The following is a 24223-nucleotide window of genomic DNA, read 5'->3' as shown; positions in this document are numbered from 1 at the left end:
GACTATTTAAAAATAAAGATATGCGCTATAAAAAAATCCTTGGTGTTTTCCTGCTTGCCGCAATGGTGCTTACGGCCTGCAGCAAGCTGGACGTAGATGTTGAGTCGAAATATACACCTTCCAACTTTCCCTCCAACAACGCATCCTATGCGGCTGCCATTGGAGCTGTGTATTCACAGCTGGCGAATACTAAATCAGGGGATGCCACCTACTGGATGAATGGCACCGGCTTTAGTTATGGAGTGGACTACTGGATGTTACAGGAGTTCTCTACCGACGAGGCCATTATTCCGGCCCGTGATGGTAACTACGACGATGGCGGAAAATACCGTTTTATGCACCTGCATACATGGGGCAGCAGTCATCCATACGTGATTAGTTCCTGGCAGTGGGGTTTTGGCGGCATTAATATCGCCAACAACGCCATCAACCTGGTAAACGGGTTACCTGCAGGGGATTATAAATCCGCTTCTCTTGCGGAACTGAAGACCATGCGTTCGCTTTTCTACTTTTTTATGATGGACCTGTATGGTAATATTCCCGTACTGGATAGTTTCCCGGTAAACACGCTCCCGGCCACGAAACCGCGTAAGGAAGTATTTGCCTTTATCGAGAACACATTGAAGTCAGCATTGCCCAATCTTACCACCAAAGTGGATGGCAGCACCTATGGACGTGCCACCAAATGGCTGGCTTTTGCATTACTGGAAAAAATGTATCTCAATGCAGAATACTATACCGGCACACCGCGTTATACTGAGGCGGTAGCAATGGCAGACAGCATCCTCCTGAATGCGCCTTATTCATTGGATGCCGATTTTGCATCGATCTTTAAACCGGATAATGGCCCGCAGATCAAAGAAACCATTTTTGCCATTCCTTATGACGCCAATCTTATCCCCGGTTGCCACTTTACACGTTTCTGTCTGCATCCTTTCCTGAAGGAACGTTTCGACCTGCCGGCGGCATTTGGTCCCAGCGTGGCGCTGAGTACTATTCCCGACTTCTATGCTTATTTTAACCAGCCGAACGATGTTCGTAACAATACCTGGTTATCCGGTAAACAGTATAACAAAGATGGTACTCCCAACATTGTTCATACCACTACCAAAACGTTGGACGCTTCATCTACCGGTGCAGATACCCCTATCGACTGGTGGGTGGAAATTTCACCAGCTTTAACGCTGAAAGCCGGTGGAGAAGCCAAGCTGGATGTAGGCAACGATCTGAAGGGACAATTAAAAGGTGTGCGTTCCATCAAATATTATCCTGATAAAAACCTGAATACAGCCACCCGTTTCCAGAACACAGATATTCCCGTGTTACGCCTGGCTGATGTGATCATGATGAAAGCAGAAGCGATTCTCCGTGGCGCCACGCCTACAGTGGTGAAAGGAGAGCTGCAAACCGCCGATGTATTGGTGAATAAGATCCGCAGCCGTGCAGGTACCACTCCATTGGTGGGTACTACGCTGCCTATGATCCTGGAAGAGCGCGCCCGCGAATTTGCCTGGGAAGCCTGGAGAAGAAATGACCTGATCCGCTTTGGTAAATTTGAAGGCAAATGGGGTTTCAAACCGGTTGATAACGATGTTTTCCGCCGGGTGTTTCCTATTCCTGCAATAGAGCTGGCACTGAATCCGAACCTGGTACCCAACCCGGGGTATTAAAATTCTTTTAAAAAAAAATAAATAACGTAGAGGCTGTATCATAAATAAATGATGCAGCCTCTTCTTTTTGTTACTGCATTTTGCCTTATATTAAAAAGGAGTTTTACAACTACTGATAAAATAAAAATGAGCTAAAAATATCAAATCAGATATCTTTTAACTCATTTTGATAATTAGATAATCTTTCGTCAGCTTCAACCTGCTCAAGGATCTGTGCGGTCACGCTCCAATGCTTCCTTCAATTTTCTATACAGGGTCAAATCAGGCTCCGGCTGATTTTCCATCCAGCCATAGGTAAGACCCTCGAACCTTCCACGATAAAAATCATCGTTTTCCGGATACATTCTTATGCCGTCATAATATCTCCTGAGGAAATACTCGTAATTCGCGCGGTCCTTTCTGCCGGCAAATTTTGCACCTTCCTCGTAACCGTAATTAAATTCCCGCTCATACACAGACAGTACTGGCCCAGGGGGATTAGGTCGAGGCGGAGGAAGCGTTTGGGCATGAATTGATAATGAACCCAATAACCCAATTAAAAGTACAACCACTGTTTTAGTCACTGTATTCCATTTTAAACGTCGTTTTATTTTATTTTCCATAAAATAGTATTTAGGAAATGAAATTAGCTATCCTTACTATTAAACAATAGTACAGAAGCGACAAGTTTATACATTCATTATAATCACAGGTTTGTGTTTTTTTTAAAGAAACGCGTACGCTATCCTGTTTTCATGTGTAATTATATAGGAACACTATATGTTTTAAACATGAAAACGGGTTGGACATCATGATACGTGTAATATTTACAGTTGTTTTATTCTTGTTGCCTTTTGCTGTAATGGCGCAGGAACGTACATCTGATACCATTCCTAAAACCAAAAAGTTGAAGGAGGTAACTGTAAGAGCACGTTGGAAAGACAGGCACCTTGCGTTAAATAAACAGTATGTTATTAAAGATGAATTTAAACCTATTGAACATTATACCTTCGATTTACGGGATCCGATAAATCCCGGAAGGGAATATTTTGTTTTAGACTTTTTGAATAAAGAACTGCCACGGGGATGGGCCACCAATAGTATTCTTTCCTGTTCTTCCGGTATACAATATTATATAGACGAAGTGGAGGTTAGCTATGGAATAGTAGCCAGCCGCCCGTTGTCAGATTTTTCCTATGCTAAAATTTTCCAGGATTTACATCCTCCATGTCCGGCGGTGGTGTTGTATACCAGGAAGGGAAAGGATTTAATAAAGCGAAGGTAATCGCTATGTGAGTCACTTACTTCGTAAAGATCTCTATCTTCCCTCCCTGTTTAAATAAATCGTGTGATACAAAATATCCTTTGTTCTCCCTGCCATTTACTTTAATGGCGGTTAAGTTCCTGCCTTTACCCGGTTTGGAAATAGTGAGCAGTTTACCGTTGCTGGTTCTCCATTTTACTTCATCAAACAACGGAACGGTAACAAGGTATTCCGGATCGGTAGCAGAAAAAGTGTAAAGCCCCAATGCACTGAATACATACCAGGACGACATTTCGCCCGCATCATCCATTCCGCAAAGCGCCAGTCCTTCGTCGCCGATGCCGTATAAAGTATTCAAAATAGTGTCGATGATCTTTTGTGATTTTTCCGGTTTTCCGATAAAGTAGTAAGCAAAAGGCGCTTCATGATCCGGTTGGTTGCCGTGGCAATACTGGCCTATCATCGTTTCTACATTTCTCGCAATATAGCTGGGGTTCCAGGGAATGGTGAACAGCGAATCGAGTTTGGATTCAAACCCTTTGGCACCGCCATATAGTGCTATCAGGCCGGGCATATCGTGGGGTGCAAAAAAAGATACCTGCCATGCATTGGCCTCCCTGTACATGTATTCGTAATAAGGATATTGCGGATTAAAATCCTTAATCCATTCTCCGTTTTCCAGTTTCCCTCTCATAAACCGGGTAGATGGATCAAACATATTTTTGTAGTTCTTGGACCTTGTCATCAGCATGTTGTAATTAGCCGTGTCGCCAAGTTTTTTTGCAATCTGCGCCACTGAGTAGTCGTCGTAGGAATACTCCAGTGTTTTGGACACGCCCGCCTTTCCTTTCGTTTCTACGTGAGGGTTAGTTACTGCGGGATCGCTGATAAATCCTTTCTCCATATACTCTTTGATAAACGGCCGCGCTCCGCCTTCTACGGTGGCGTTTTTCAACAGTATCTGATACGTGCCTTTGATATCGAAACCGTCAATGCCTCGCAGGTAAGCTCCTGCAATTGATGAGGAGCCGTGATCGCCATGAAAAAAGGTAGGTATAAAACCGGTTTTATCTCCCACATCTTTCATAGATTTAATTACATCCAGCGTTACCTGCGGGGAAATAAGCCCCAGCAGCACATCTTTATTCCGGTAGGTATCCCACAAAGAAGGCTCGGTATAATAATTGAAATCAGCTTTTGCCACCTGGTGTTTGGCATCTGTAAACTGTCCGTTTACATCGCTGCGCAAGGCTGGCCACAGGAAGGAGCGGTACAGGCAGGAGTAAAACATTTCCTTTTGTTTGGCAGTACCGCCTTTTACCTGGATAGCAGACAAGAGCGCTTCCCATTTTTGGGTGGCTTCTTTCCGGATGTCATTATAGGATTTATGACCAATTTCTTTCTCCAGGTTTTCTTTGGCGTTCTCTGTACTGACAAATGATATTCCTATTTTCAGTTCAACCGGCGTGGTGCTGCCGTTGGCTAAATGCACCATCGCAAAGCCGTTGCTTTTACCTTCTTCTTTCTTTTCCAGTTTTTCAATATTGGTATTGAGGATGGCATAGAAGTAGATTTTTCCGCCTGCCTGCTGGTATCCCTGCAACGCGGAAGCACCCACCTGTTCAATGTTCCAGCCGTTTACTTTATTATTGGCCTTTGCCAGGTCGAAGAGGATTTGCCGGTTGGTGTTATTCTTATATTCATACCGGTGGTAGCCGCACCTTAAAGTGGAAGTAAGACTGACATTCACCTCATAGTCGTCCAGGTATACCTGGTAGAACCCGGGAGCTGCACTTTCTTTTTTATGGGAGAAGTGAGAGCCGAATTTTTCCCCTGGATTTGAAACCGGTAACACGGGGATATTACAGAGGTTCCAGTGTCCCTTATTGGTATGGGTAAAGCCGTAAATTACGGAGTCTTCATATTCATAGCCTGCGCCGGAACCGTATTCCGTCATAGGGCTTAACTGCACCATTGCATTTGGGAGGGAGCTGCCGGGGAAGGTAAGCCCGGCCCATGATCTCCAGCCGCGTGGCAGCTCATAGCCCAGGATTTTAGGATCCGTCATCGGTGCAGTACCGATGAAAGTATTTACATATTTTGTATAGGTTTGACTGCTACCCGCAACGGAAGTAAACAGCAGAATCAATAACGCGCCTAAAGTTTGCTTTCTCATTCCTGTGTGATTTATTTTATTGCGGTATTTCACCGGTGTACCTGATATCAAAGAAGCCGAATGCGGCGTTTTCATCCGCGCTGCCCTGGAAGTTCAATCCCGGCCGCGGACTACGGTCCCATGGTGGAAGGAATCCTACAGGGTATGCTTTCTTATCCGGTGTAAGCTCTTCCCAGGTGGCCTGTTGTTTCCAATACACCTTACAGGTAAAATCAGGCAGCATCACCATTTTCAGGTGTACAGGCTTACCGGTATCAGGTACTTTCTGTTCGCTGAGTACATTTCTCTTTCCATCCTTTATTACCCAGAATTCCACTTTATCCTGGCGTACAGCAATGCCAACGGCGGCAGATACATCTCCATAAATAATTAATCCTTTGCCGGCCTTGTTATTATTCAATACGGCAGTACTGATTTCATAAACCGCTGCATAAGGTCTGAGGGTGAGCGCTATGCCAGCCGGATGATTGCTGTTGTATAACCCCGACAGCTGCAACTTTCCACCCGTTTGACTGAATACCGGCTTCATATTTCTAAAATCCCACTGCCAGAATATTTTCTTTGTTGGTTGCGCAAAGTTATAATGAAGATGAGTGTTCTCTTTGCTGTTTGACGCCACGGGAACAGGCCTGAGCGCAGGCCACTGGTCGGGCTTCCACGACAAAGACGAAATTAATGCTTCCCTGCCGGTAAACACATTGCTGGCTTTGTTATAGGCATGGTAAATATAAAAGTCGTTGCCCGCAGTATCCTGTACAAAGGTGCCATGTCCGGGGCATTTCCAGTTCCCGTTGTCAGTCAGCACGGGATTATTGGTATCTTCTTCGTAAGGCCCGGTGATGGTGGTTGCGCGGGCTACGTTAACCAGGTAGCTGCATGACACGCCACAGCAATTACCTGCGGAATAAAAGAGGTAATAGTAGTTGCCTTTTTTTATGATGCTTTGTCCTTCCATACCCGAACGGGCATTATCTTTTAACAGGGTGAAAGGCTTGCCTGTCAGTGAAAGTCCATCACCGGAGAGTTTACTCCCGAGGATCTCAATAGGCCGGTCATCCAGGCCATAGGCTTTCCAGGTGATGTATAATTGCCCGTTGTCGTTAAATACAAATGCGTCGATGGCTTCCTTGCCATGTTCTATGATAATGCCATGATCTTTGAAGCCATGATCCGGGAATGCCGAGGTGGCCACGCCTATGCAGGAAACGCCATCGCTCTTTCTTTTCGCTGTATAATAAACGTAATAGGTATTGTGATGAAAGAAATATTCCGGCGCCCAGAACGAAGAAGAAGTCCAGGAAGGCGCTTTATCAAATAAGAAACCTGTCTGTTCCCATTGTTGCAGGTTATTTGAACGGAAGATCGGAAAGTGCGGTCCCCATTCGCTTGACGTGCCGATGGCATAGAAGCTGCTGCCCTTCCGGATAATGGAAGGATCTGCAAAGTCGCCGGGGATATTTGCCTGCTGGGCTATTGAAGCATGAGTACCTGTCAGAAGCGCGCAGATAGCCAGTACCGGGAGTTTAAATCTCATCTTTATAATCATTTATGGAATAGCCGGGTAAGGTGGATTAGAAACCGGTGGGAACAAAAATAGAAGGTTATGTGGATGTTTTTTCACTAAAACATCTCATTCCTTCATTGTAAAGTCTCATTATGGGGTTGAATCTTATCTTGTTAAAATAGTGGGATAGTTAAAAGACATGTTTAAGTATTTCAAACCAGGCGGCAGTGGTCAGAAAGCTCACCAGGATGCTGATACCAATAATTAAATTTATGACCCTGGTATTCAGCCTAAATTGTTCCGCTATTACGCCGGAGGTTACTAAGGTGGGCATGGCAGCCTCAAAAATACTGATCCTGGCTATATCGCTGCGTTCTTTAAGCAACAGTGCCGCCACCACTACCAACGCGGGCGCCAGCAGAAGTTTGTATAACAGCACCACCGATACCTGGGAGATCTCTTTTCTCCAGCCGCTGAATTTTAACTGGAGGCCGATAGAAAATAATGCCAGCGGTGCTACGGTGGCTACCAGTTTATCGAAGAATGGTTCCGCTACAGAAAGATCGGTTACCCTGCTGAGCAAAAGCGCCAGCACGCAACCCAGGAAAGGAGGAAAGGTGAGGAGTTTTTTCAGAAGGAATCCTGCACTGACAGGGGAGTTGCCGGAGGCGCTACCCTTCAGCGCCGTAATAATACCGATGGTAGATAAGATCAGGAACGTCATCTGATCACAGATGATAGCGATACTTATAAACTGCTCGCCAAAGTAAGCGATGATCAGCGGGAAGCCAATGAAAGAGGTGTTACTGTATCCGCCTGCCAGTTCCAGGGTAGCGTGGGTGCGTTTTGAATATTGTTTGTACCGGCAGTAGATATTCATAAAGCACCAGCTTCCGGCCACCACTACCACGGCGCTTAACACCGGCAGGATCATGGCGGGCGACCAGGTTACTTTTGGGAGATATTTGAAAGATACTGCGGGCAATGCGATGTATAATATCCAGGTGTTGATGCCTTTGTGCGCATCCGGATGAATGAGGCGTGCGGACTTCATTACCATACCAGTCATTATACAGAATGCTATCATTATAAAATTGATCATAATAACAGCAAAGCTAGTTACCAGGAAGAAGGGTTAATTGTACTTTCTGGTAGTACAATTGCACTTTTGTGCAGGAGGTTAAACGCCTTTTGTTCTGAAGGCAGCCGGGGTGAGGCGGGTATTCTTTTTAAAAAAACGGTTAAAATAGGAAGGATCGGCAAAGCCAAGACTATAGCTGATCTCTTTAATAGTAAGCGGAGAAGAGGCCAGCAGGATCTTGCTTTCCGTGAGAAGTCTTTCCTGTAGCAGATCGTGCACGGTATAGCCTAATTTTGATTTGACTACCCGGTTAAGATTCCTGGGCTGCAGGTTCAGTGCATTGGCGTAAAAGGAAACCGGCTTACCTTTTTTAAAATGTTGCTCAATCAACAGGGTGAGGTTGCGTACCAGGTGTTTGGAGCTGTTTTTATTTTTCAGTTCCAGTGTGTTTTTCAGTTCGTGCAGTTTATTACCAGCCAACAGCAACAGGGATACAAAGTGGATGAGCATATTAAAATCTTTCGGCGATTTCAACAGCTCTTTTTGAATCATCGTGGTAATATGCTCATAAAGTTCTGCGGTATCCTCGTCCAGGTCTACAAAGGGTTCGTGGCCGCCCTGCTGCATCATGCCGTTTAGCTCTTCCTGCGGATGAAAGCGGGTGAACAGTTTATAGATAGGTTCATCAAAGATCACCATCCAGCCGTCACGCTCAAAATCGTTCATTTTATGCACCTGCCCGGGATGAAAGAAAAACACCCTGTTGGTCAGCATCTGATGTTCGTATCCGTCGATCATTTGCGTACCGTGGCCTTTAGTGATCCACATGATCATGTAATGATCGTGCCGGTGTGCTACCGTAGATAGCTCATGTACATATTGGTTCATGCTGATGAGTTGAACCGGATTGGTTTCCAGCAATAACTGCCGCGGAATAAAATCTTTCATAGCCCGGTTCAAATTTACAATATGTGTCCGCATTTTTATCAGCGGTAATGATAAAAGATGCCCGTATCGAAGATGGTCCACCGGCAGGCTTTTTGGCCGCAGCTTTTCAGCCCGTTATTGGCCCAGGTATTACAGGTATAGAAGAGATGATAGCTGCCTTTGGCTTCATAAAAGGCATCGTTCCGGTCGTAGTTGGCATTGGTGGCAATGTACACGGGCATTTCGCCGGGGAGCGCGCGGAAGCTGTTGTTGATATAATGAACCAGCCGCGCATATTGTTGCTTGTTGACCATAATCCTGCGGCAGCTTTCATCTTCGCTGAGATGGCGGTAGTAAGTGGCGTGGATGGCAGCGGTGCTAAGACTGAATGCTGCCTTAAAAGCGGTGCTGGCTTTAAGATCGGCCCAGGTAGGGGTTTCCAGGTAAAAGCCTTTGTCGCCCCAGCCAAAGGCCAGCCATTGTGCGGTGGTATCTTTGCCGGTGGTATTGCTGAAGGGGATGCGGGTGCTCCAGTCTATTTGTTCCGTGCGTACAGGCAGTACCAGGTCGGTGTGTACGCCGTTGGTGAGGATATAAATGGGGATGTCCGCATCCGGCACTATTTCCCTGCTGGTGCTCATGCGTGAAAGCGTGTAGGCCGATAACAGGTAAACGCTGATCAGCAGCACCAGGGTTAACAGGGAGTAGCCGGTAATTTTTAACATCTTCTTCAAGAATATCCATTTGGTTCAAAGCTACAAATTAGCATATTTTATTATTTTTGCCGGGAATCAGTTTTTCTTAACCCTGGTTGTTGAAATTGCTATGTTCCCATTTTGGAGTGACTATTATTACCTGGTTATCATTCTGCAGATTATTTGTGTGGTGCATGTCCTGAAATCGGGGAGAAGCAGGGAGTGGTTATTTTTTATCCTGTTTATCCCGGTGATAGGCGTAGTCGTTTATTTTATCCGCGAAATATTGCCTGATATTACCAATGGCAGCTTTGGTGAAAACCTGTTGCGTACGTTGTGGCCCAACGGGCGTATCCAGGAGTGGGAGAAGAAGGTACGTATATCCGATACAGTTACCAACAAAATGCAGCTGGCAGATGCCTATGCACAGCAAAAGCAATACGACAAAGCCATTGCGCTGACCCTGGAGTGCGCCAATACTTTTACCAAAGATCCGGGTATTATCCTGCAACTGGCCCGGCTCCAATTCCTGAACGGGCAGTATGCGGCGAGTATTGTGAGCTTTGATAAAGTAAATACTTTCAAGGGTGTGCGGATGAGTAAGGCAGAGGATGAACTGATGTACGCACGCGCATTGGAACAAACAATGGAAACCGGCAGGGCGGAAGAAGAGTACCAGAAAATTATCCGGGTGCATCACTCACTGGAGGCAATGTATTATTATGGATTGCTGCTGAAGAAGCAGGGCCGGACCGGCGAAGCGCGGGCACAGTTCGAAAAAACGGGGCAGGAAATTGATCTGCATCCCCGCTATGTGAGGCGAACGATCCGCAAGTGGGTATGGTTATCAAAAAAAGAATTGGCTACGTTATAAAGAAGAGGCTCCGGTGGATACCGGAGCCTTTGTCTTAACGCTATAAATTACGGCCCTTTTGGAGAGGGCGCCTTAAACACAAATCAGCTTTAAAGTACGTAGTAAGCGGGTGTTTCCACCTGCTCTTCCGGTGCAGCTTCCTGTTCGTGCAACATTTGCCGGAGATCATTTTCAATTTTCCTGGCAATAGTTGTTACCGGTGTATCTGTAGGTTTATTTTCAAACGGGTCCTGCAGGTTGATCGCCATTTTTTCGATCAGCAGGAAAGATGAGGCAATGGCTACCACGAGGGGTATTTCCATAAAGCCCAGCACATCTATCAAGGCAAACGGCAATAACAGTATAAAGAAGATAACGGTGAAGTGTGTATAAAGACTATAAGTAGCCGGGAACACGGTGTTTTTAATACGTTCACATTTACCCATTGCGTCGCAGAGCCTGGTCAGCGTCTGGTCCAGGGCAATTTGCTGGTATTGGTTTATCCAACCCTGGTCCATCGCATGTTTCAGATCTCTTCCATGTAAAAGCAACAAGGCAGCCGGCACATTATCATATCTCATCACATAGTTTAATTCCCGTCTTGATAATAATCTGTCTACACCTTTGAGCGGATCTGTCTTACGTAACGATTGTCCCAAACTATAGCACCATGCTGCCTGTCGCTTTACAAAACGCTCCTGGAAAAGGGTAAGGTCTTCCGATTGATACGTAGTATCCATCAGGCTTAGTACCTGTCTTGTCAGCGAGCGTGAATCATTTACAATTGCGCCCCATATTGTCCTGGCTTCCCACCATCGGTCGTAAGCCTGGTTGGAGCGGAATGCGAGTAGTAACGATAACACTGTTCCCAGCACCATTGGTACAGCTATAGGAATAACCAGGTTGGTGAAATCATATTGGTAATAAAGAATATTAATAGCCAGTGAGTAGATGGTCACCAGCAGGATTTCTATCTTTATTTTACCAAAAACATAATTTAAGGGGATATTATTTTTCAGTAACATAACCTAGCTTTTTATTCTGTTGCCAGCAAAAGTGCTGAGATGGTAGACCTGTCTACCACATACTTCCGTTTCTGGAGTTGAATCTTCATCTTTGGATAATTGCATTTGCTGATCAGTTTTTCCGGATCATAGCTTCTTTTGGAAGGCGCATTAAATTCATGATCGGTTGGTTGAATGATCAGGTCGATGTTTTGTGCCAGCAGGAAATTGCGTAATGCTGCGCGGGTGTTGCCATGAAAGAATTCTATCTTCAGCTGGTTAATGGCAGATGAATATTTGTTACGGATTATTTCACAACCATCCTGGAAGTCGGACGAAATAAGTTCCACGTGCCTGCTGTTGCGGGTGTAGGTCATCAGGTCAAACAAAGAGTCCGGCATTTCCAGTGCGTGCATTAATATAATATTTACCTGCTCGCCTGGATGCTGCGCTACGATGTTGTGTACATAACTGAGTGAGCGGATAGAGAAATCTGTGGGTATGAGTATATTTTTCATATCTGGTAGCTTTTATAACAACAAAATTATTGCTGTGAAATAAGTAACCAGTAAGAGCCGCGTTAAAAGATAGTAAGAATGTGGTAAGAATCCGGTAAGAAAAGCAGCCGCTACAGTGGAAGTTCCACCCTGATCTCGGTTCCGTGGTTTACACGGCTGTTTACAATGATGTCTCCCTTATGCATACGGATAATATTCATAGCCAGTGGCAGCCCGATACCATACCCTTTGAAACGGCCGGTATTGGAGGCGCGGAAGAAGGGGGAGAAGATATAGGGCAGATCTTCCGGGGGGATGCCGATGCCCTGGTCTTTTACGATAATAATATTTTTCTTTTCTGTAGCGGCCAGTGCAATGGACACCGGTTCGTTGTTGGAATATTTCACCGCATTCATCACAATGTTGCTGAGCGCCAGTTCCAGCAGTTGTTCGTTGCCGGGAATCACTAATTTTTCTTCTTCTTCCGGGAACAGGCTGTAATCTATTTCCACCTGGTTACCCGGGTGCAGTTTATCGATGGTGTTTTTTACGGTGAACAGCAGTTCATCGCTGCGGATTTGTCCCCATTCCTGTTTCTTGCCGTCAAAGCCGGTTTGGGCCAGGTGCAGCAGGCTTTTGGTGATGTGTTCCAGTCGCCCTGCTTCATGAAGGATATTCTTCAGGGAGTAGATATATTTATCCTGGGTACGTTCTTTATTAAGTGCCAGTTCTGCTTCGCCGATGATGGCGGTGAGAGGGGTGCTCAGCTCATGGGAGGCGTTGCTGACAAAATTATTTTGTGTTTCAAACGCGGTTTCCAGCCGGTCCAGCATATTGTTAAAGGTACCTGCCAGGTCGTTGATTTCATCGCCGCTGTCGTCTACATTCAGCCGCAGGTGCAGGTTGCGGGAGCTGATGCTTTTTACCTGCACCATCATGTGGCGGATAGGTTTTAGAATATATTTGGAGAAGAAAATGCCGGCGCCAACCAGGATGACGCTGGAGGCCACGGAGCAGATGATCAGGATTTTGCGAAGCCATCCCAGGTATTCCACGCTGTATTGGTTAATAGCAGATACAATTACGATATACAGTCCCTGTTTGCTTTTATACAATACGCCTTCGTAGAAGCGGTCGCCTTCGCGGTAGGTGGCCTTGCTTTCGCGGTGCACCTGTTCGTAGAAGGAGTTGGGAAGGGTGAGTTGTTCATCTTTATGAACGGTGCCATCGGCGGCCACTTTCAGGAAGTATTCCTTTTCGGCCGGCAGTTTTTCCAGGTGTTCCTCCCGGATCTCGTTATAGATCACGGAGTCGGATTCATAATAGGGAAGGGTGGCTTTTGCAGTAAGATAGGCGCGTATTTCCAGCCGTTTATAGAAGTCTTCAAAGGAGTGTTGATTGGCGAAATAATACACCAGTCCACTCATCACGAGGATTGTAGAAATCGTTAACCCGGCAAATAGCAGTAATATCTTAGTGCGTATCTTCATCGGCCTTATTTTCCCTGATCATATAACCCAGTCCCACTACAGTATGTATCAGTTCTGTGGGGTTATATTTATTAATTTTTTTCCGGAGATAGTTAATATAAACATCCACCACTTTGGTATTCATATTAAATTCGATGCCCCATACCTGTTCCAGTATTTCCAGGCGGGAGAGCACTTTTCTCGGATTTTTAAGTAAATATTCCAGCAGCCGGTATTCAGTGGCGGTGAGCTGGATATTTTTTCCGTTCCTGCTGGCGGATTTGGTATCGGTATCCAGTTCCAGGTCTGCCATGCTGAGTATAGCGGCGGAGGTAACGGGAACGGGTGTATCTACCGGGGTTTTTCTCCGCATCAGGCTACGGATGCGGGCTTCCAGCTCCTGTAGCTTAAATGGTTTCACCAGGTAATCATCGGCGCCGCTGTCGAGTCCCATTACTATATTTTCTGTTGTACCCAGTGCGGTGAGCATAAGTATAGGCACATCCAGCCGGGCTTTGCGAATGGAGCGGCATACTTCTATGCCGTTCATGCCGGGCAGCATTACATCCAGTATGATCAGCCGGAATGATGGGTTATTGAGTGCCATTTGCAGTCCGCTGGTACCATCGGGGGCCACACTCACTTCGTAGCCGGCTTCCGAGAGGCCGCGGGTAATAACAGATACTACAGCAGGTTCATCTTCTATCAGTAATAGTTTCATGAACAACAAATATAATTCTATTCGAGGTGGCTCACGCAATTAAACAGTTCGCATTTCCAGTTTTCGTCGGAGAACTGGAGCCTCGTGATGGAAGTATTTTTCATGGCGGGAGTAGGATGCATTTGTGGTAGGAGGGCGTCCAGCATTTGCCGGATAAAGCTGCCATGACTTACCAGCAGTATCTTTTTGCCACTATTTTCGGAGAGGAGGTCCTGCATAAAGGAGAGTCCTCTTGTTACCACGGCATTATTGCTTTCCATACCGAGGTCCATCAGTTTCCAGTTGGCGCCCCACCGGAGGATGCGTTCTTCCTCGGTAGTACCTTCAATGAGGCCGCCGCCGGCTTCCCCGATACGTTGGTCTTCAATTACACTTTCTATGTTAAGCTCCTGTGCAATGATGGCCGCTGTTTGCCGGGCCCGGAGCAGGTGACTGGAATAAATGAGGTCCCAGGTTTCGCCGGTGAGCCGTTGTCCCAGTTTCAGGGCCTGCGTAATGCCTTCTTCATCCAGCGGGATATCTGAATGGCCTTGCAGTTTGCCTGCTTTATTCCAGGAAGTGGTACCGTGACGGATAATAGCGATCTGGGTCATATTGGGTCTTTTAGTCATTCCGGGGAACAAATATATATAAAACGCCCCGGGGTTAATAGTTAAAATTCCCGGCGCAGGCAGAATTCAGCGGCGTTTTGTATATTAAAAGTATAATATATTTGTTCGGAGTGTCGCCCATACTTACTTTCATCCGCGGCTGTTTTGTTCCTGTGAAAATCAGCATGCCCTATAACCGGATCCAATTAATACAGTTTTCTTCATTTCTTATTCAAAAATTAACATTTATGAAACACAATGTTCAGATGCTGGCTCATGCCAGAATGCAAAAAATGCAAAAAGAATACGCTGCCATGATGAGGGAGGGGGTGGAACCCTTTTCTTTATTTCAACTATTTAATCATGAAGAATTCAGGCTGGATGAATTTTGCCAGTCATTCAGACCTCATCCTTATTCCCGCCAGCTGAAACGGGTGGCCCAGGAGTTTTGCGAGCGTTATGGTATCTGGCTTGAAAATGCGGAGCATTACGTCACCTGTGCCATATACCTGTTCCCTACCGCCAATTTGTATCGTATGAATAATATTCTTAAAAACTGCACCGTAGACTTTTTTCTGAATGACACAATGGGACGGGAAGTTTTTACGCACCTGAGTGCCGGCGAACAGGAACGCTGCAATGTGGTCAGGCAGCGTATCGGACAGATGGATTATCCTTTCGAAAGCGTACCGGAGGCTCATGGCGTGGAAACTGCCAATGCAGAGATGCTGCTGGATATTTATAATACTTCGCCAGCCCATTGGTTCCGGGAATTTAAAAAGATGTATAACTACCACATTGATGTAACACACCTGGATTGCAATACCAATTCCCTCGGACATATTCCTACGGTAGAAGAGTATATTGACATGCGGGGGCATATTTCCGGCATGCATCATACCATACAGCTCATTGAGTATAGTGACGGGCAGTTTCTTGACTGGAAATGGATGGAAACAGCAGGTATCAAAACTGATATGCAGCGCCTTCAATATGTTACCGCTGCTATTGGCTGTTTGATGAATGATCTTTTTTCTTTTGAGAAGGAAGTGATTGACAACAGTTCAGATTCAAACCTGCTGATGATCCTTGCGTTAAATGATCCGGGCCTTTCACTGGAGGAAATTATCAGGAAGGCTGCTGCCATTGTACAGCAGTTTTTACTGGAATTTGCATTGCTGGTGACCAGGGTAAGAAACAGGAGTTACCAGCAATTACCTGCTGGTTCAGAAATGGTGGATAAGCTGGATGCACATATTGGCGGCCTGGAAAGATGCGTACAAGCCAGTTGGGTATGGCAGGTTTACACCAAACGTTATAAACGGTCAAATTCTATCTGGAAAGAAACGCAATTAGTACCAGCTATTGCTGCCGCAGTTTAAGCATATTCATTTTTTATTGTAATTCGCCACTGAGTGGATGCAGTTGCTGACTAAGTACTTTTATCAGGAATTTATAGTCAATTGGTTTTTCAATAAAGGCACTGGCGCCGGCTTTCATCATTAGCTCGCGCGACTCTAAAAAGGCATCCCCGGTGGCGATAATAACAGGGATATGTTTCAATAACGGATCTTTTTTCAGACTAACCAGGGTATCTTTCCCATCCATAATGTCCATATGGTAATCCATGATGATGATATCGGGTGTGCGTTTCCTGCTTTCCTCCAGAACTTCAGCCCCGTTTGTAGTCAGGCAAATAGAGCAGCCGGTTTGGGTAAGGAACCTGGATATCAGCAGGGCGCTCATTTCGTTGTCTTCAGCAACTACTACATGAATGTCGCTCAGGTCAGTAATTTCATCTTCCTCATTGTTTTCCGTTTTGAGATCATCATATCTGCCCGGTACCAGGGGAAACACTACTTTGAAACTGTTTATCCCGGTAGGGCTGCTTTCTGCAGTAATAGTGCCGTTCATGGAATTGACTTTATTCTGTACAATATAAAGTCCCAACCCTGCACCTTCTGTGTACTTTCTTTTATCTGTAATAAACGGATCAAATATCGTTTTCAACTTATCTTCTGTAATGTGATCACCCATATTAACAATATGCAGCGACCAGGTATTTTTGGCAGCAGCAATGTAACAGTTGATGGTAGTGCCTTTGTGGGAGTATTTAATGGCATTCCCCAACAAATTTGTTATAACCTGGTTGAGTTTTAAGGTATCAGCAATAATCACAGGAGGTATTTCACCTATGCTTAGTTTAATCTTAATATTCCTGGTTTTTGCTATTATCCTGTTTATGTCCACTAACTTTTCAATGAAGGGGGTTATTTCAAAAGCTTCGCTGTTCAGCACTTCTGAATTTCCTGATTCTATCTGTGCCATATCCAGCACGTCATTTACAATATTGCGGGTATGGTTGCTTGCCAATAACAGTTGATCTACCAATGGTTCTATCCCCCTGAGTTGTTCATTTAATTTTATCTCCCGCTTTAACAACTGTCCTACGCCAAAGATGGCATTCAGCGGCGTTCTCAGCTCATGTGATACCTGGTATACAAATATCTTTTTAAAGTGATTACTTCTCTTTAACTGTTTATTGAAATCATTACTGTGAACATATGGTTTGCTTACCACGATGATAAGTGTTAAAACACCCGCCATCGCTGAGATGCGAAAAATAAATGCCACATCTTGCTGAAGATGTATCGCTTCCACAAAATGATAATGGTAATAGGTTTCAAGCAGCAAAAGAATGCCTACAGCTACCACCAGTGATATTCTTCTCGATATTCTGTCTGGAAATATCAGGTATATAATAGAGATCAGGAAGATGATCATTGCCTGCAGCTCAATAAGGTTACTGAGTAGTATGCCAAAATAAATAGACGCAAAACACTGCACCAAAAAAGTACTGGCAGCCGCCACTCTGTAGTATCCCCTGTGATTCATATAAATGGCCGAAACCGTAAGGAGGAATTCTATGGAAGCAGGTATGAGTATAGATAATTCTCTTGTGAATACCATAAATATGGCGCCTACAACGAGGATTAAGAAAGCCAGCACCAGGCTGAGTGTGTTCACAAGTATAATCCTGGATACCAATTCATCGTCTGTTTGCCCCTGCGTACCTGCTCTTGTAATTGATTTTACAGTTTGTTTGATCTGGTTAATGATTTTAATAGTCATGTTAAGCATCGTAGGGTTTAAGTAAGTTAAGCTCGGGATAGCCTTAAATAAAGGGCTATGACAGTTTGTGTTGCAGGCAAAAAAATCTTTTCATAGAAACCTAATGATCTTCTGAGGGTTATTATCCTATTGATAATTCTTCCGGCATCCTTTTTAAGGGGTATGAACGCTGGCAACCAAAGTTATAGTATTTATTCCTAAAGTTAAATTCATTTCATTTTTTTCATGTCCTACCCAAATAACGATTTATAAGTAATCAGTACATTTGTTATTATGGAAATGAGTATCAATCCCAACGAAGAAAAATCAGTCAAAAAGGAAGACGAAGTAAAGCCGGAACCTATTATTCATGACGGCTCCGGAGGCGCATTTGAAGGTACGGAAATGGTAACGGAAGAGCGGGAAGACCAGCCCCGCCCGAAAGGCCCAACTCCTTACTGAATAACTGCCGCATACCGGTGCGGTATTAAATCCTTAAATTAGGTGTATCAAAAAAAGTCATGCTTATGTTATCCTTGGAAAAAATCAGCGAATTATTAGGCAAAGAAAGCGATACCCTGTTGCAGCATCAAAGCAAAACTATCAGTAAAGACCTGCTGCACCTGCCGGGACCGGATACCGTCAATAAAATTTACCAACCTTCCAGCCGCAACCCGCAGGTGTTGCGCAGTTTGGGGCAATTGTTTCAGCATGGCCGTCTCGGAGGCACCGGCTATATGTCCATTCTTCCTGTAGACCAGGGCGTGGAACACAGCGCCGGCGCATCTTTTGCCAAATACCCGGCTTATTTTGATCCGGAAAATATTGTGAAGCTGGCGATAGAAGGCGGCTGTAATGCAGTGGCTTCCACCTTTGGCGTGTTATCGTCGGTGTCGCGTAACTATGCGCACCGCATTCCTTTTATTGTCAAGCTCAATCATAATGAACTGCTCACTTATCCCAACCGGGCCGACCAGGTAATGTACGGCACTGTGGAAGAAGCCTGGAACCTCGGCGCAGTAGCGGTTGGAGCCACCATCTATTTCGGCTCTGAGCAATCCGACCGCCAGATTGTGGAAGTATCGCGGGCCTTTGCAAGGGCGCATGAACTGGGCATGGCTACTATTCTCTGGTGTTACCTGCGGAATGACGCTTTTAAGAAAGATGTGGATTATCACCTCTCAGCCGATCTTACCGGGCAGGCCAATCACCTCGGTGTAACTATCCAGGCGGATATCATCAAGCAGAAATTGCCGGTGGTAAACGGGGGCTATAAAGCATTGAATACCGGAACGTCTTCGTATGGTAAACTGGACGAACGTATTTATACAGAACTTACCTCAGATAACCCCATTGACCTGTGCCGTTACCAGGTAGCTAATTGCTATATGGGCGGCATGGGACTGATCAATTCCGGCGGCGCCTCCGAAGGAGAGGCCGATCTGGCAGAGGCAGTACGCACCGCGGTGATTAATAAAAGAGCCGGCGGTGTAGGACTGATCTCCGGGCGTAAAGCCTTTCAACGCCCGATGGTGGAAGGAGCAGCATTGCTGAATGCCATCCAGGATGTATACCTGAATGAACAGATCACGATTGCGTAGCGGAGGGAGTGGAGGGAAGTCCCTCCACTCATCTTACCTGGCCGTTGCCACGTACAAACCATTTTTCCGTTACCAGCTTTTCCAGCGCAAAAGGTCCCCGCGCATGCAGCTTCTGCGTGGAGATGCCTATTTCCGCACCCAAACCAAATACGCCACCGTCGGTGAACCGCGTAGAGGCGTTCACGTATACCGCTGCGGCGTCTACTTCGTTGAGGAAACGCTCACTGATGGCGGTATCGCTGGAAATAATCGCTTCTGAGTGACGGGAAGAATATTTTTGAATATGCGACAGCGCTGCGTTGGTGTCGGGCACTACTTTTACGGAACATTTGAGCGAAAGGAATTCCCGGCCAAAATCTTCCGGCTGCGCAGCGAAGAGATGCGGATAATTATTTTTCTGCAGGATATCGAATGCTAACGGGTCCGCATATACGTCTACCGCGTAGTGCTGCAGCTGCGGCGCGAGTAATGCGAGGAAATCCGCAGCCACGGCTTCATCCACCAGCACGGTGTCGAGCGAATTGCATACCGACGGGCGGGAAACTTTCGCATTGGTAACAATGGCCGCAGCCTGTTGCAGGTCGGCAGTTTTTTCCACGTAGGTATGGCATACTCCCGCACCGGTTTCAATGACCGGTACCCTGGAGTTGGTGCGCACAAATTCGATCAGTTGTTCGGAGCCACGTGGTATAATGATATCGATATACTTTACGGCAGTAAGCATTTCCATTACAAAGCTGCGGTCAACCGGCAGCAGCTGCACGGCATGTTCATCTACCCCAAACTGCGTTAATACGGCCTGGATCAGTGCTACGAGGATGGTGTTGGTATAAAAGGCATCCGTGCCGCCACGCAGCACGCATACGTTGCCGGAGCGGATACAGAGCGCGGCTACATCCACGGTTACATTGGGCCTCGATTCATAGATCACGCCTACCACGCCGAGAGGCACGGTTTTCTTTTGTACCAGGAGGCCGTTACCGAGGGTTCTTTCGAGCACCAGTACATTGGCGGGATCGGGCAGGCCGGCAATATCTTCCAGGCTGGAGGCGAGATCGCGGATGCGCGCATCTGTCAGCAGCAGCCGGTCTTTTTTCGGGTCTTCGTCCGGCATGCGGTCGAGGTCCTTCTTATTTTCTGTGATAATGTCTTCCGACCGGATCAGGATCACCGATGCCAGTTTGCGCAGCAATGCCTGTTTCTGTGCATCGGCGAGGGTACGTATGGAAACGCCTGCCTGTTGCGCTTTTTCCAGTAATGGTTGTATCGTTTGCATGATTGTTTTTCTTTATAACAGCACGATGTCATCGGCGTGGGCCACTTCAATGTTCTGTGCTTTGTGTTGGGTGTCGAGAGTGTCTGATGCAATTTTCGTCCTGCCTACGGCGATGGCGATATTGTCTTCGTTCACAATTTCAATGACTTCCCCGCATTCAAATTTTTCGAGTACAGCCTGCACGCCTACGGCGAGGAGGCTGTGACGCTTTTCCAGGGCTTTTTGTGCGCCGGCGTCAATTTGGATCCTGCCGGTAACCAGGCTGCCGCTGGCCAGCCACTTTTTGCGGGCGGGCATGCTGCAGGGCTGCGGCAGGCACAAGGTACCTGTTTTGCCCGCAATGGCATTGAGGATGCCATCCTCTGTGCGGATACCGAAAATAACGACCCTGATGCCCATCCTGGTGGCCAGGCGGGCGAAGGTGAGCTTGGATACCATGCCGCCTAAGCCGAGGGCGGATTTCTCTTTATCTGCCAGTCCCAGGGCTGCCTTGTCAATAACGTCTATCTGTGGCACCACCTGCCCCTCCCTGTCCAGTACGCCGGCTACGGAGGTGCTGAACAACAATAGCTGTGCACCAAAGCCCACGGCTATCAGCGTGGCCAGCTCGTCGTTGTCGGAAAATTTCAGCTCCAGGCTGCTCACCACGTCATTTTCGTTGGCAATGGGGATAATGTTGCTGGCCCACAGCTCCTCGTAAGTACGTTTTAACTGGAGAAACTGGTTCCTGTCGGAGAAATGCTGGCGTTCACAAAGGCTCTGCGCTACTGCAATACTATAAGGGGCAAAATAACGGCTGTATTTATTCAATAACAACGGATTACCCACGGCTGCCGCGGCTTTGCGCTCGCTGATGGTGCCGTTGTAATGACGTAAAAACTGTTTGCCGGCGGCCACAGCCCCGGACGACACCAGCACAATATGATAATCGGCATGTAACTCTGCTACCTGCCGTGCTATACCGGCAATCACGGTTTCATCAAGGTCACCGTTCTGATGGGTGATCGACGCTGTTCCAAATTTTATAACTAATATCGGTTTACTCAATTTCTGCTCTATTTGGAGCCTAAAATAATATTAACACGGCGAAATTCTAAATGCATAATTTGTTCCGGTTGCCGGGAAAGCCCTATTTTAACTTCTTATATTGATTTAACCTGCTATATGAGAAAGCATGTTGCCATGTTTATAACAGCCACTATGGCCGTTTCTGTTGCCTGTCTCCCAACGGCCAAAGGCCAGCAAACACTTCGTCAGCAAATTGCAGGTATCGCCGGAAATATATCTGGGAAAGTTGGGGTATATGCGGAAATCCTGGAAACAAAGGACACCGTTTCCTTTAACCGCGACCAGCATTTCCCGATGCAGAGCGTGTATAAATTCCCGATTGCCATGGCCATGCTCCACCAGGTGGACCAGCACAAATTCCGGCTGGATCAACCCATACACGTAACAAAAGACGATCTGATAGGGCCGAGAGGGGTAAGCCCGGTACGGGACCAGCATCCGGAGGGAAATTTTGATATGCCACTGGGAGAACTGATCGATTATAATATCCGCGCCAGCGATGGCAGCGCCTGTGATGTGCTGCTGCGCTTACTGGGTGGCACCGCCAAAGCGAATGCTTATGTACACAGCCTGGGCGTAAAACAGCTGGCCATTTCCACCACGGAAAAAGTGCAGGTGCCCAGCGAAATGATCCAGTATAAGAACTGGTCTACCCCAATGGCCATGACACAGCTGCTGAAAATATTTTACCAGGAACCGGTGTTGTCCGACAGCAGCAAAAATTACCTGATGCACCTGATGGTGACTTCAAGACCCGGTGCAAAAAGATTAAAAGGATTACTGCCGGCCGGCACAGTGGTAGCGCATAAAACGGGCACCTCGTGGACCGCAGACGGGTTAACCCGTGCCACCAATGACGTTGGTATTATTACTTTGCCAAACGGACATCACCTGGCTATTACGGTATTTGTGTCTGATGCAAAAGCAAGTGAGGAAGAGCGGGAGGGAACCATTGCTAAAATTGCGAAAGCAGCATACGACCACTGGAGCAAATAAAAAAACAGGCAGTTTCATTTTTGAAACTGCCTGCTGAAAATTATTTCATGTATTTCTTATACTCGTTTTCAATATCCATGATATCTATTTTGTGGAGTTTGTCCCCATCAAATAACCACATCTCCCAATTGTATTTAACATCACTTAAATTGAGCGTAGCGGCACTTCCTTTGGCCGAATGAAAACTGATGTTGCCACCGGCAGGTTCAATAATCTTTACGCCCTTTTCCTCCAGGAAGGCGCGGGCATCTGTTATGTAGTTCTGGTAATCTTCATTGATGGTATAAAATGCTTCTTCCCCGTTATCTTTTTTCAGATGTTCCAGTTGAATACTGTCGGGCGTATGAAGTATTGCGCAGGGACGTGTAATCTGGCTGGCGCTTTCGGTTACAGCCTGCACAGGTGGAGCTGCATCTGTCGGAATTTTTTCCTCCGGAATTTTTCTTTCCTGGCATGCATAGAAAGTAATGAGCGCTAAAGGTAAGATAAGGTGCTTTTTCATGGTTTTCATAGCAATAGTTGTTTGGCATATTCGTTACACTTTACTACAGCGTAATGGCGTAAAGATAATATAAAATATACCCCATGCAACTATTGCAATATGTTCATACATGGATAATCTATCAGCCCTGCTGCGCCACCTTGATAGAAGGTGCTTTTATCGCCCGGCGCCAGTGGATGCTGATGTCTGAAACGCTCTGGCAGATCGGGATTAGAGATAAAGGGGCGTCCGAATGCAATAAGATCTGCTTCATTTCGTTGCAGTGTTTTTTCTGCACTGTCTGCTGTAAAACCACCTGCCAGGATCAGCCAGTTTTTAAACTGCTGCCGTAATAAACCAATGTAATTTGAAGGGATCGGTAAACTGCCGTTGGTAGATTGATCAGAGAGATGAATATAGCGTATATCCATCTGGTTTAGTTTCGGGATCAGGTACAGGTGAGTAGCTATTTCTTCATCGTATAATGGCAAGCTATTGTGTGCTGCAAAAGGAGAGAAGCGGATGCCTACCCTATGTGCTCCGGCAATATCAATGGTGCCTTGTACGATCTCCAGTAAAAAGCGACTCCTGTTTTCAATACTGCCGCCATATTTATCCGTACGCCTGTTGGTATGCGGGTGCATAAATTGTTCAATAAGGTAACCATGTGCAGCATGTACTTCTATGCCGTCGAAACCTGCGGCAATAGTATTTTCCGCTGCTTTGAGATGCAGCCCGATCATTTCTTCTACTGCGGTGGTGCTCATTGCTTCAGGTACGGGCATGGGCATAGGGCCTTGTACCGTAGTGATGCTGCCATTGGCAGCTATTGCTGATGGCGCCAGCAAAGGCCCGCCACCGGGGAGGTTCAGTGGATGGCCAATTCTTCCGCTATGTAAAAGCTGGAGGAATATGGTGCCGCCTTTTTCATGAACCGCATCTGTTACTTTTTTCCATGCGGCTATTTGTTCGTTGTTGTAAATGCCAGGCAGGCGGTAGTAGCCTACGCCATTAGGGCTTATGGCGGTGCTTTCTGCTATGATCAATCCTGCGCCTGCACGCTGACTGTAATACGTGGCCACCATATCATCGGGTACGCCGTTGGTAGCTCTTCTTCTGCTCATGGGCGCCATCACGATCCTGTTGTTTAATGTGAATGTGTTTGAGGCAACCGGTTCCAGTAATTTCATTTTCATCTTTTTTATAACACAAAATTAGACAGGTGTGCAGACATGGAACAGGTAGAATCCGGGGTGATTA

Annotated in this window: 23 protein-coding genes; 7 read left to right on the top strand and 16 right to left on the bottom strand. The window is 46.3% G+C overall.

The window, feature by feature from the left end; genetic code table 11:
- The first annotated feature begins 20 nt into the window (after window positions 1-20).
- Window positions 21-1670: a RagB/SusD family nutrient uptake outer membrane protein gene (locus tag V7S65_RS25265; protein WP_336388230.1), complete on the top strand. Its 1650-nt coding sequence runs from the start codon at window positions 21-23 to the stop codon at window positions 1668-1670.
- 203 nt (window positions 1671-1873) lie between these two features.
- Here V7S65_RS25265 and V7S65_RS25260 read toward each other — a convergent pair whose 3' ends face one another.
- On the bottom strand, window positions 1874-2272 hold the full coding sequence (locus V7S65_RS25260; protein WP_336388229.1) for a hypothetical protein: 399 nt from the start codon (window positions 2270-2272) through the stop codon (window positions 1874-1876).
- Between the two features lie 188 nt (window positions 2273-2460).
- Between V7S65_RS25260 and V7S65_RS25255 the strand changes: the two genes are divergently transcribed.
- Window positions 2461-2934 (top strand): hypothetical protein, encoded by a 474-nt coding sequence (locus V7S65_RS25255; RefSeq protein WP_336388228.1) that lies wholly within the window; start codon window positions 2461-2463, stop codon window positions 2932-2934.
- 16 nt (window positions 2935-2950) lie between these two features.
- Here the strand turns inward: V7S65_RS25255 and V7S65_RS25250 are convergent, their stop codons facing one another.
- From V7S65_RS25250 to V7S65_RS25230, 5 genes are all read right to left on the bottom strand, one after another.
- The gene (locus V7S65_RS25250; protein ID WP_336388227.1) at window positions 2951-5089 is read right to left on the bottom strand and encodes a GH92 family glycosyl hydrolase; all 2139 of its coding nucleotides are present in this window, start codon (window positions 5087-5089) and stop codon (window positions 2951-2953) included.
- A gap of 16 nt (window positions 5090-5105) precedes the next feature.
- On the bottom strand, window positions 5106-6623 hold the full coding sequence (locus tag V7S65_RS25245; protein ID WP_336388226.1) for a glycoside hydrolase family 43 protein: 1518 nt from the start codon (window positions 6621-6623) through the stop codon (window positions 5106-5108).
- Between the two features lie 160 nt (window positions 6624-6783).
- Window positions 6784-7695 (bottom strand): AEC family transporter, encoded by a 912-nt coding sequence (locus V7S65_RS25240; RefSeq protein ID WP_336388225.1) that lies wholly within the window; start codon window positions 7693-7695, stop codon window positions 6784-6786.
- A gap of 78 nt (window positions 7696-7773) precedes the next feature.
- Window positions 7774-8622: a helix-turn-helix domain-containing protein gene (locus tag V7S65_RS25235; RefSeq protein ID WP_336388224.1), complete on the bottom strand. Its 849-nt coding sequence runs from the start codon at window positions 8620-8622 to the stop codon at window positions 7774-7776.
- Window positions 8623-8660: 38 nt separating this feature from the next.
- Window positions 8661-9326: a TIGR02117 family protein gene (locus tag V7S65_RS25230; RefSeq protein ID WP_336388273.1), complete on the bottom strand. Its 666-nt coding sequence runs from the start codon at window positions 9324-9326 to the stop codon at window positions 8661-8663.
- 100 nt (window positions 9327-9426) lie between these two features.
- Here V7S65_RS25230 and V7S65_RS25225 point away from each other — a divergent pair, with 100 nt between their 5' ends.
- Complete coding sequence (locus tag V7S65_RS25225) at window positions 9427-10170, top strand: tetratricopeptide repeat protein (protein ID WP_336388223.1); 744 nt, start codon at window positions 9427-9429, stop codon at window positions 10168-10170.
- A gap of 89 nt (window positions 10171-10259) precedes the next feature.
- On the opposite strand, the gene V7S65_RS25220 is transcribed toward V7S65_RS25225, so the two are convergent.
- From V7S65_RS25220 to V7S65_RS25200, 5 genes are all read right to left on the bottom strand, one after another.
- Entirely contained in the window at window positions 10260-11174 is a 915-nt protein-coding gene (locus tag V7S65_RS25220; protein ID WP_079473463.1) for a bestrophin family protein, read from the bottom strand.
- An 11-nt stretch (window positions 11175-11185) separates the two neighbouring features.
- Window positions 11186-11671, bottom strand: a complete 486-nt coding sequence (locus tag V7S65_RS25215; RefSeq protein ID WP_079473464.1) for a hypothetical protein — start codon at window positions 11669-11671, stop codon at window positions 11186-11188.
- A 110-nt stretch (window positions 11672-11781) separates the two neighbouring features.
- Window positions 11782-13140 carry a HAMP domain-containing sensor histidine kinase gene (locus V7S65_RS25210; protein ID WP_336388222.1) on the bottom strand — a complete coding sequence of 453 codons (1359 nt, stop codon included), beginning with the start codon at window positions 13138-13140 and terminating at the stop codon, window positions 11782-11784.
- Window positions 13124-13840: a response regulator transcription factor gene (locus tag V7S65_RS25205; protein ID WP_079473466.1), complete on the bottom strand. Its 717-nt coding sequence runs from the start codon at window positions 13838-13840 to the stop codon at window positions 13124-13126. The genes V7S65_RS25210 and V7S65_RS25205 overlap by 17 nt, the downstream gene beginning before the upstream one ends.
- Window positions 13841-13857: 17 nt before the next feature.
- Window positions 13858-14433, bottom strand: coding sequence for a histidine phosphatase family protein (locus V7S65_RS25200; protein ID WP_079473467.1), 576 nt, complete (start codon window positions 14431-14433; stop codon window positions 13858-13860).
- A 245-nt stretch (window positions 14434-14678) separates the two neighbouring features.
- On the opposite strand from V7S65_RS25200, the gene V7S65_RS25195 reads away from it, so the two are divergent.
- Window positions 14679-15812: a terpene synthase family protein gene (locus V7S65_RS25195; RefSeq protein ID WP_336388221.1), complete on the top strand. Its 1134-nt coding sequence runs from the start codon at window positions 14679-14681 to the stop codon at window positions 15810-15812.
- 13 nt (window positions 15813-15825) lie between these two features.
- Here the strand turns inward: V7S65_RS25195 and V7S65_RS25190 are convergent, their stop codons facing one another.
- Entirely contained in the window at window positions 15826-17562 is a 1737-nt protein-coding gene (locus V7S65_RS25190) for a hybrid sensor histidine kinase/response regulator (RefSeq protein WP_336388220.1), read from the bottom strand.
- A gap of 273 nt (window positions 17563-17835) precedes the next feature.
- On the opposite strand from V7S65_RS25190, the gene V7S65_RS25185 reads away from it, so the two are divergent.
- Together V7S65_RS25185 and V7S65_RS25180 are read left to right on the top strand one after the other, a co-directional pair.
- Entirely contained in the window at window positions 17836-18003 is a 168-nt protein-coding gene (locus V7S65_RS25185) for a hypothetical protein (RefSeq protein WP_336388219.1), read from the top strand.
- A gap of 65 nt (window positions 18004-18068) precedes the next feature.
- A complete protein-coding gene (locus V7S65_RS25180) occupies window positions 18069-19142 on the top strand; it encodes a class I fructose-bisphosphate aldolase (RefSeq protein WP_336388218.1) in 1074 nt (357 codons plus the stop codon).
- Window positions 19143-19170: 28 nt separating this feature from the next.
- Here V7S65_RS25180 and V7S65_RS25175 read toward each other — a convergent pair whose 3' ends face one another.
- Together V7S65_RS25175 and proB are read right to left on the bottom strand one after the other, a co-directional pair.
- Window positions 19171-20418, bottom strand: coding sequence for a glutamate-5-semialdehyde dehydrogenase (locus tag V7S65_RS25175; RefSeq protein ID WP_336388217.1), 1248 nt, complete (start codon window positions 20416-20418; stop codon window positions 19171-19173).
- A 12-nt stretch (window positions 20419-20430) separates the two neighbouring features.
- Window positions 20431-21465, bottom strand: coding sequence for a glutamate 5-kinase (gene proB, locus V7S65_RS25170; RefSeq protein ID WP_079473472.1), 1035 nt, complete (start codon window positions 21463-21465; stop codon window positions 20431-20433).
- 117 nt (window positions 21466-21582) lie between these two features.
- Here proB and bla point away from each other — a divergent pair, with 117 nt between their 5' ends.
- Window positions 21583-22482, top strand: a complete 900-nt coding sequence (bla, locus tag V7S65_RS25165; RefSeq protein ID WP_336388216.1) for a class A beta-lactamase — start codon at window positions 21583-21585, stop codon at window positions 22480-22482.
- A 40-nt stretch (window positions 22483-22522) separates the two neighbouring features.
- Here the strand turns inward: bla and V7S65_RS25160 are convergent, their stop codons facing one another.
- Both V7S65_RS25160 and V7S65_RS25155 read right to left on the bottom strand, forming a co-directional pair.
- Window positions 22523-22984: a hypothetical protein gene (locus V7S65_RS25160; protein WP_336388215.1), complete on the bottom strand. Its 462-nt coding sequence runs from the start codon at window positions 22982-22984 to the stop codon at window positions 22523-22525.
- Window positions 22985-23073: 89 nt separating this feature from the next.
- The gene (locus V7S65_RS25155; protein WP_336388214.1) at window positions 23074-24153 is read right to left on the bottom strand and encodes an alkene reductase; all 1080 of its coding nucleotides are present in this window, start codon (window positions 24151-24153) and stop codon (window positions 23074-23076) included.
- Between the last annotated feature and the right edge of the window lie 70 nt (window positions 24154-24223).

Source organism: Chitinophaga sp. CCNWYY40 (genome assembly GCF_037483205.1).
GTDB classification, from domain to species: domain Bacteria; phylum Bacteroidota; class Bacteroidia; order Chitinophagales; family Chitinophagaceae; genus Chitinophaga; species Chitinophaga ginsengisegetis.
This window is presented reverse-complemented; position numbering and strand designations above follow the sequence as displayed.

What these genes read in the sequence shown, in the direction of transcription:
- V7S65_RS25190 (WP_336388220.1), bottom strand. Translation starts at nt 17,562, where the DNA reads ATGACTATTAAAATCATTAACCAGATCAAACAAACTGTAAAATCAATT.
- V7S65_RS25160 (WP_336388215.1), bottom strand. Translation starts at nt 22,984, where the DNA reads ATGAAAAAGCACCTTATCTTACCTTTAGCGCTCATTACTTTCTATGCA.
- V7S65_RS25185 (WP_336388219.1), top strand. Translation starts at nt 17,836, where the DNA reads ATGGAAATGAGTATCAATCCCAACGAAGAAAAATCAGTCAAAAAGGAA.
- bla (WP_336388216.1), top strand. Translation starts at nt 21,583, where the DNA reads ATGAGAAAGCATGTTGCCATGTTTATAACAGCCACTATGGCCGTTTCT.
- V7S65_RS25260 (WP_336388229.1), bottom strand. Translation starts at nt 2,272, where the DNA reads ATGGAAAATAAAATAAAACGACGTTTAAAATGGAATACAGTGACTAAA.
- V7S65_RS25180 (WP_336388218.1), top strand. Translation starts at nt 18,069, where the DNA reads ATGTTATCCTTGGAAAAAATCAGCGAATTATTAGGCAAAGAAAGCGAT.
- V7S65_RS25235 (WP_336388224.1), bottom strand. Translation starts at nt 8,622, where the DNA reads ATGAAAGATTTTATTCCGCGGCAGTTATTGCTGGAAACCAATCCGGTT.
- V7S65_RS25220 (WP_079473463.1), bottom strand. Translation starts at nt 11,174, where the DNA reads ATGTTACTGAAAAATAATATCCCCTTAAATTATGTTTTTGGTAAAATA.
- V7S65_RS25255 (WP_336388228.1), top strand. Translation starts at nt 2,461, where the DNA reads ATGATACGTGTAATATTTACAGTTGTTTTATTCTTGTTGCCTTTTGCT.
- V7S65_RS25210 (WP_336388222.1), bottom strand. Translation starts at nt 13,140, where the DNA reads ATGAAGATACGCACTAAGATATTACTGCTATTTGCCGGGTTAACGATT.
- V7S65_RS25240 (WP_336388225.1), bottom strand. Translation starts at nt 7,695, where the DNA reads ATGATCAATTTTATAATGATAGCATTCTGTATAATGACTGGTATGGTA.
- V7S65_RS25245 (WP_336388226.1), bottom strand. Translation starts at nt 6,623, where the DNA reads ATGAGATTTAAACTCCCGGTACTGGCTATCTGCGCGCTTCTGACAGGT.
- V7S65_RS25200 (WP_079473467.1), bottom strand. Translation starts at nt 14,433, where the DNA reads ATGACCCAGATCGCTATTATCCGTCACGGTACCACTTCCTGGAATAAA.
- V7S65_RS25215 (WP_079473464.1), bottom strand. Translation starts at nt 11,671, where the DNA reads ATGAAAAATATACTCATACCCACAGATTTCTCTATCCGCTCACTCAGT.
- V7S65_RS25250 (WP_336388227.1), bottom strand. Translation starts at nt 5,089, where the DNA reads ATGAGAAAGCAAACTTTAGGCGCGTTATTGATTCTGCTGTTTACTTCC.
- V7S65_RS25195 (WP_336388221.1), top strand. Translation starts at nt 14,679, where the DNA reads ATGAAACACAATGTTCAGATGCTGGCTCATGCCAGAATGCAAAAAATG.
- V7S65_RS25230 (WP_336388273.1), bottom strand. Translation starts at nt 9,326, where the DNA reads ATGTTAAAAATTACCGGCTACTCCCTGTTAACCCTGGTGCTGCTGATC.
- V7S65_RS25265 (WP_336388230.1), top strand. Translation starts at nt 21, where the DNA reads ATGCGCTATAAAAAAATCCTTGGTGTTTTCCTGCTTGCCGCAATGGTG.
- V7S65_RS25175 (WP_336388217.1), bottom strand. Translation starts at nt 20,418, where the DNA reads ATGCAAACGATACAACCATTACTGGAAAAAGCGCAACAGGCAGGCGTT.
- V7S65_RS25205 (WP_079473466.1), bottom strand. Translation starts at nt 13,840, where the DNA reads ATGAAACTATTACTGATAGAAGATGAACCTGCTGTAGTATCTGTTATT.
- V7S65_RS25225 (WP_336388223.1), top strand. Translation starts at nt 9,427, where the DNA reads ATGTTCCCATTTTGGAGTGACTATTATTACCTGGTTATCATTCTGCAG.
- V7S65_RS25155 (WP_336388214.1), bottom strand. Translation starts at nt 24,153, where the DNA reads ATGAAATTACTGGAACCGGTTGCCTCAAACACATTCACATTAAACAAC.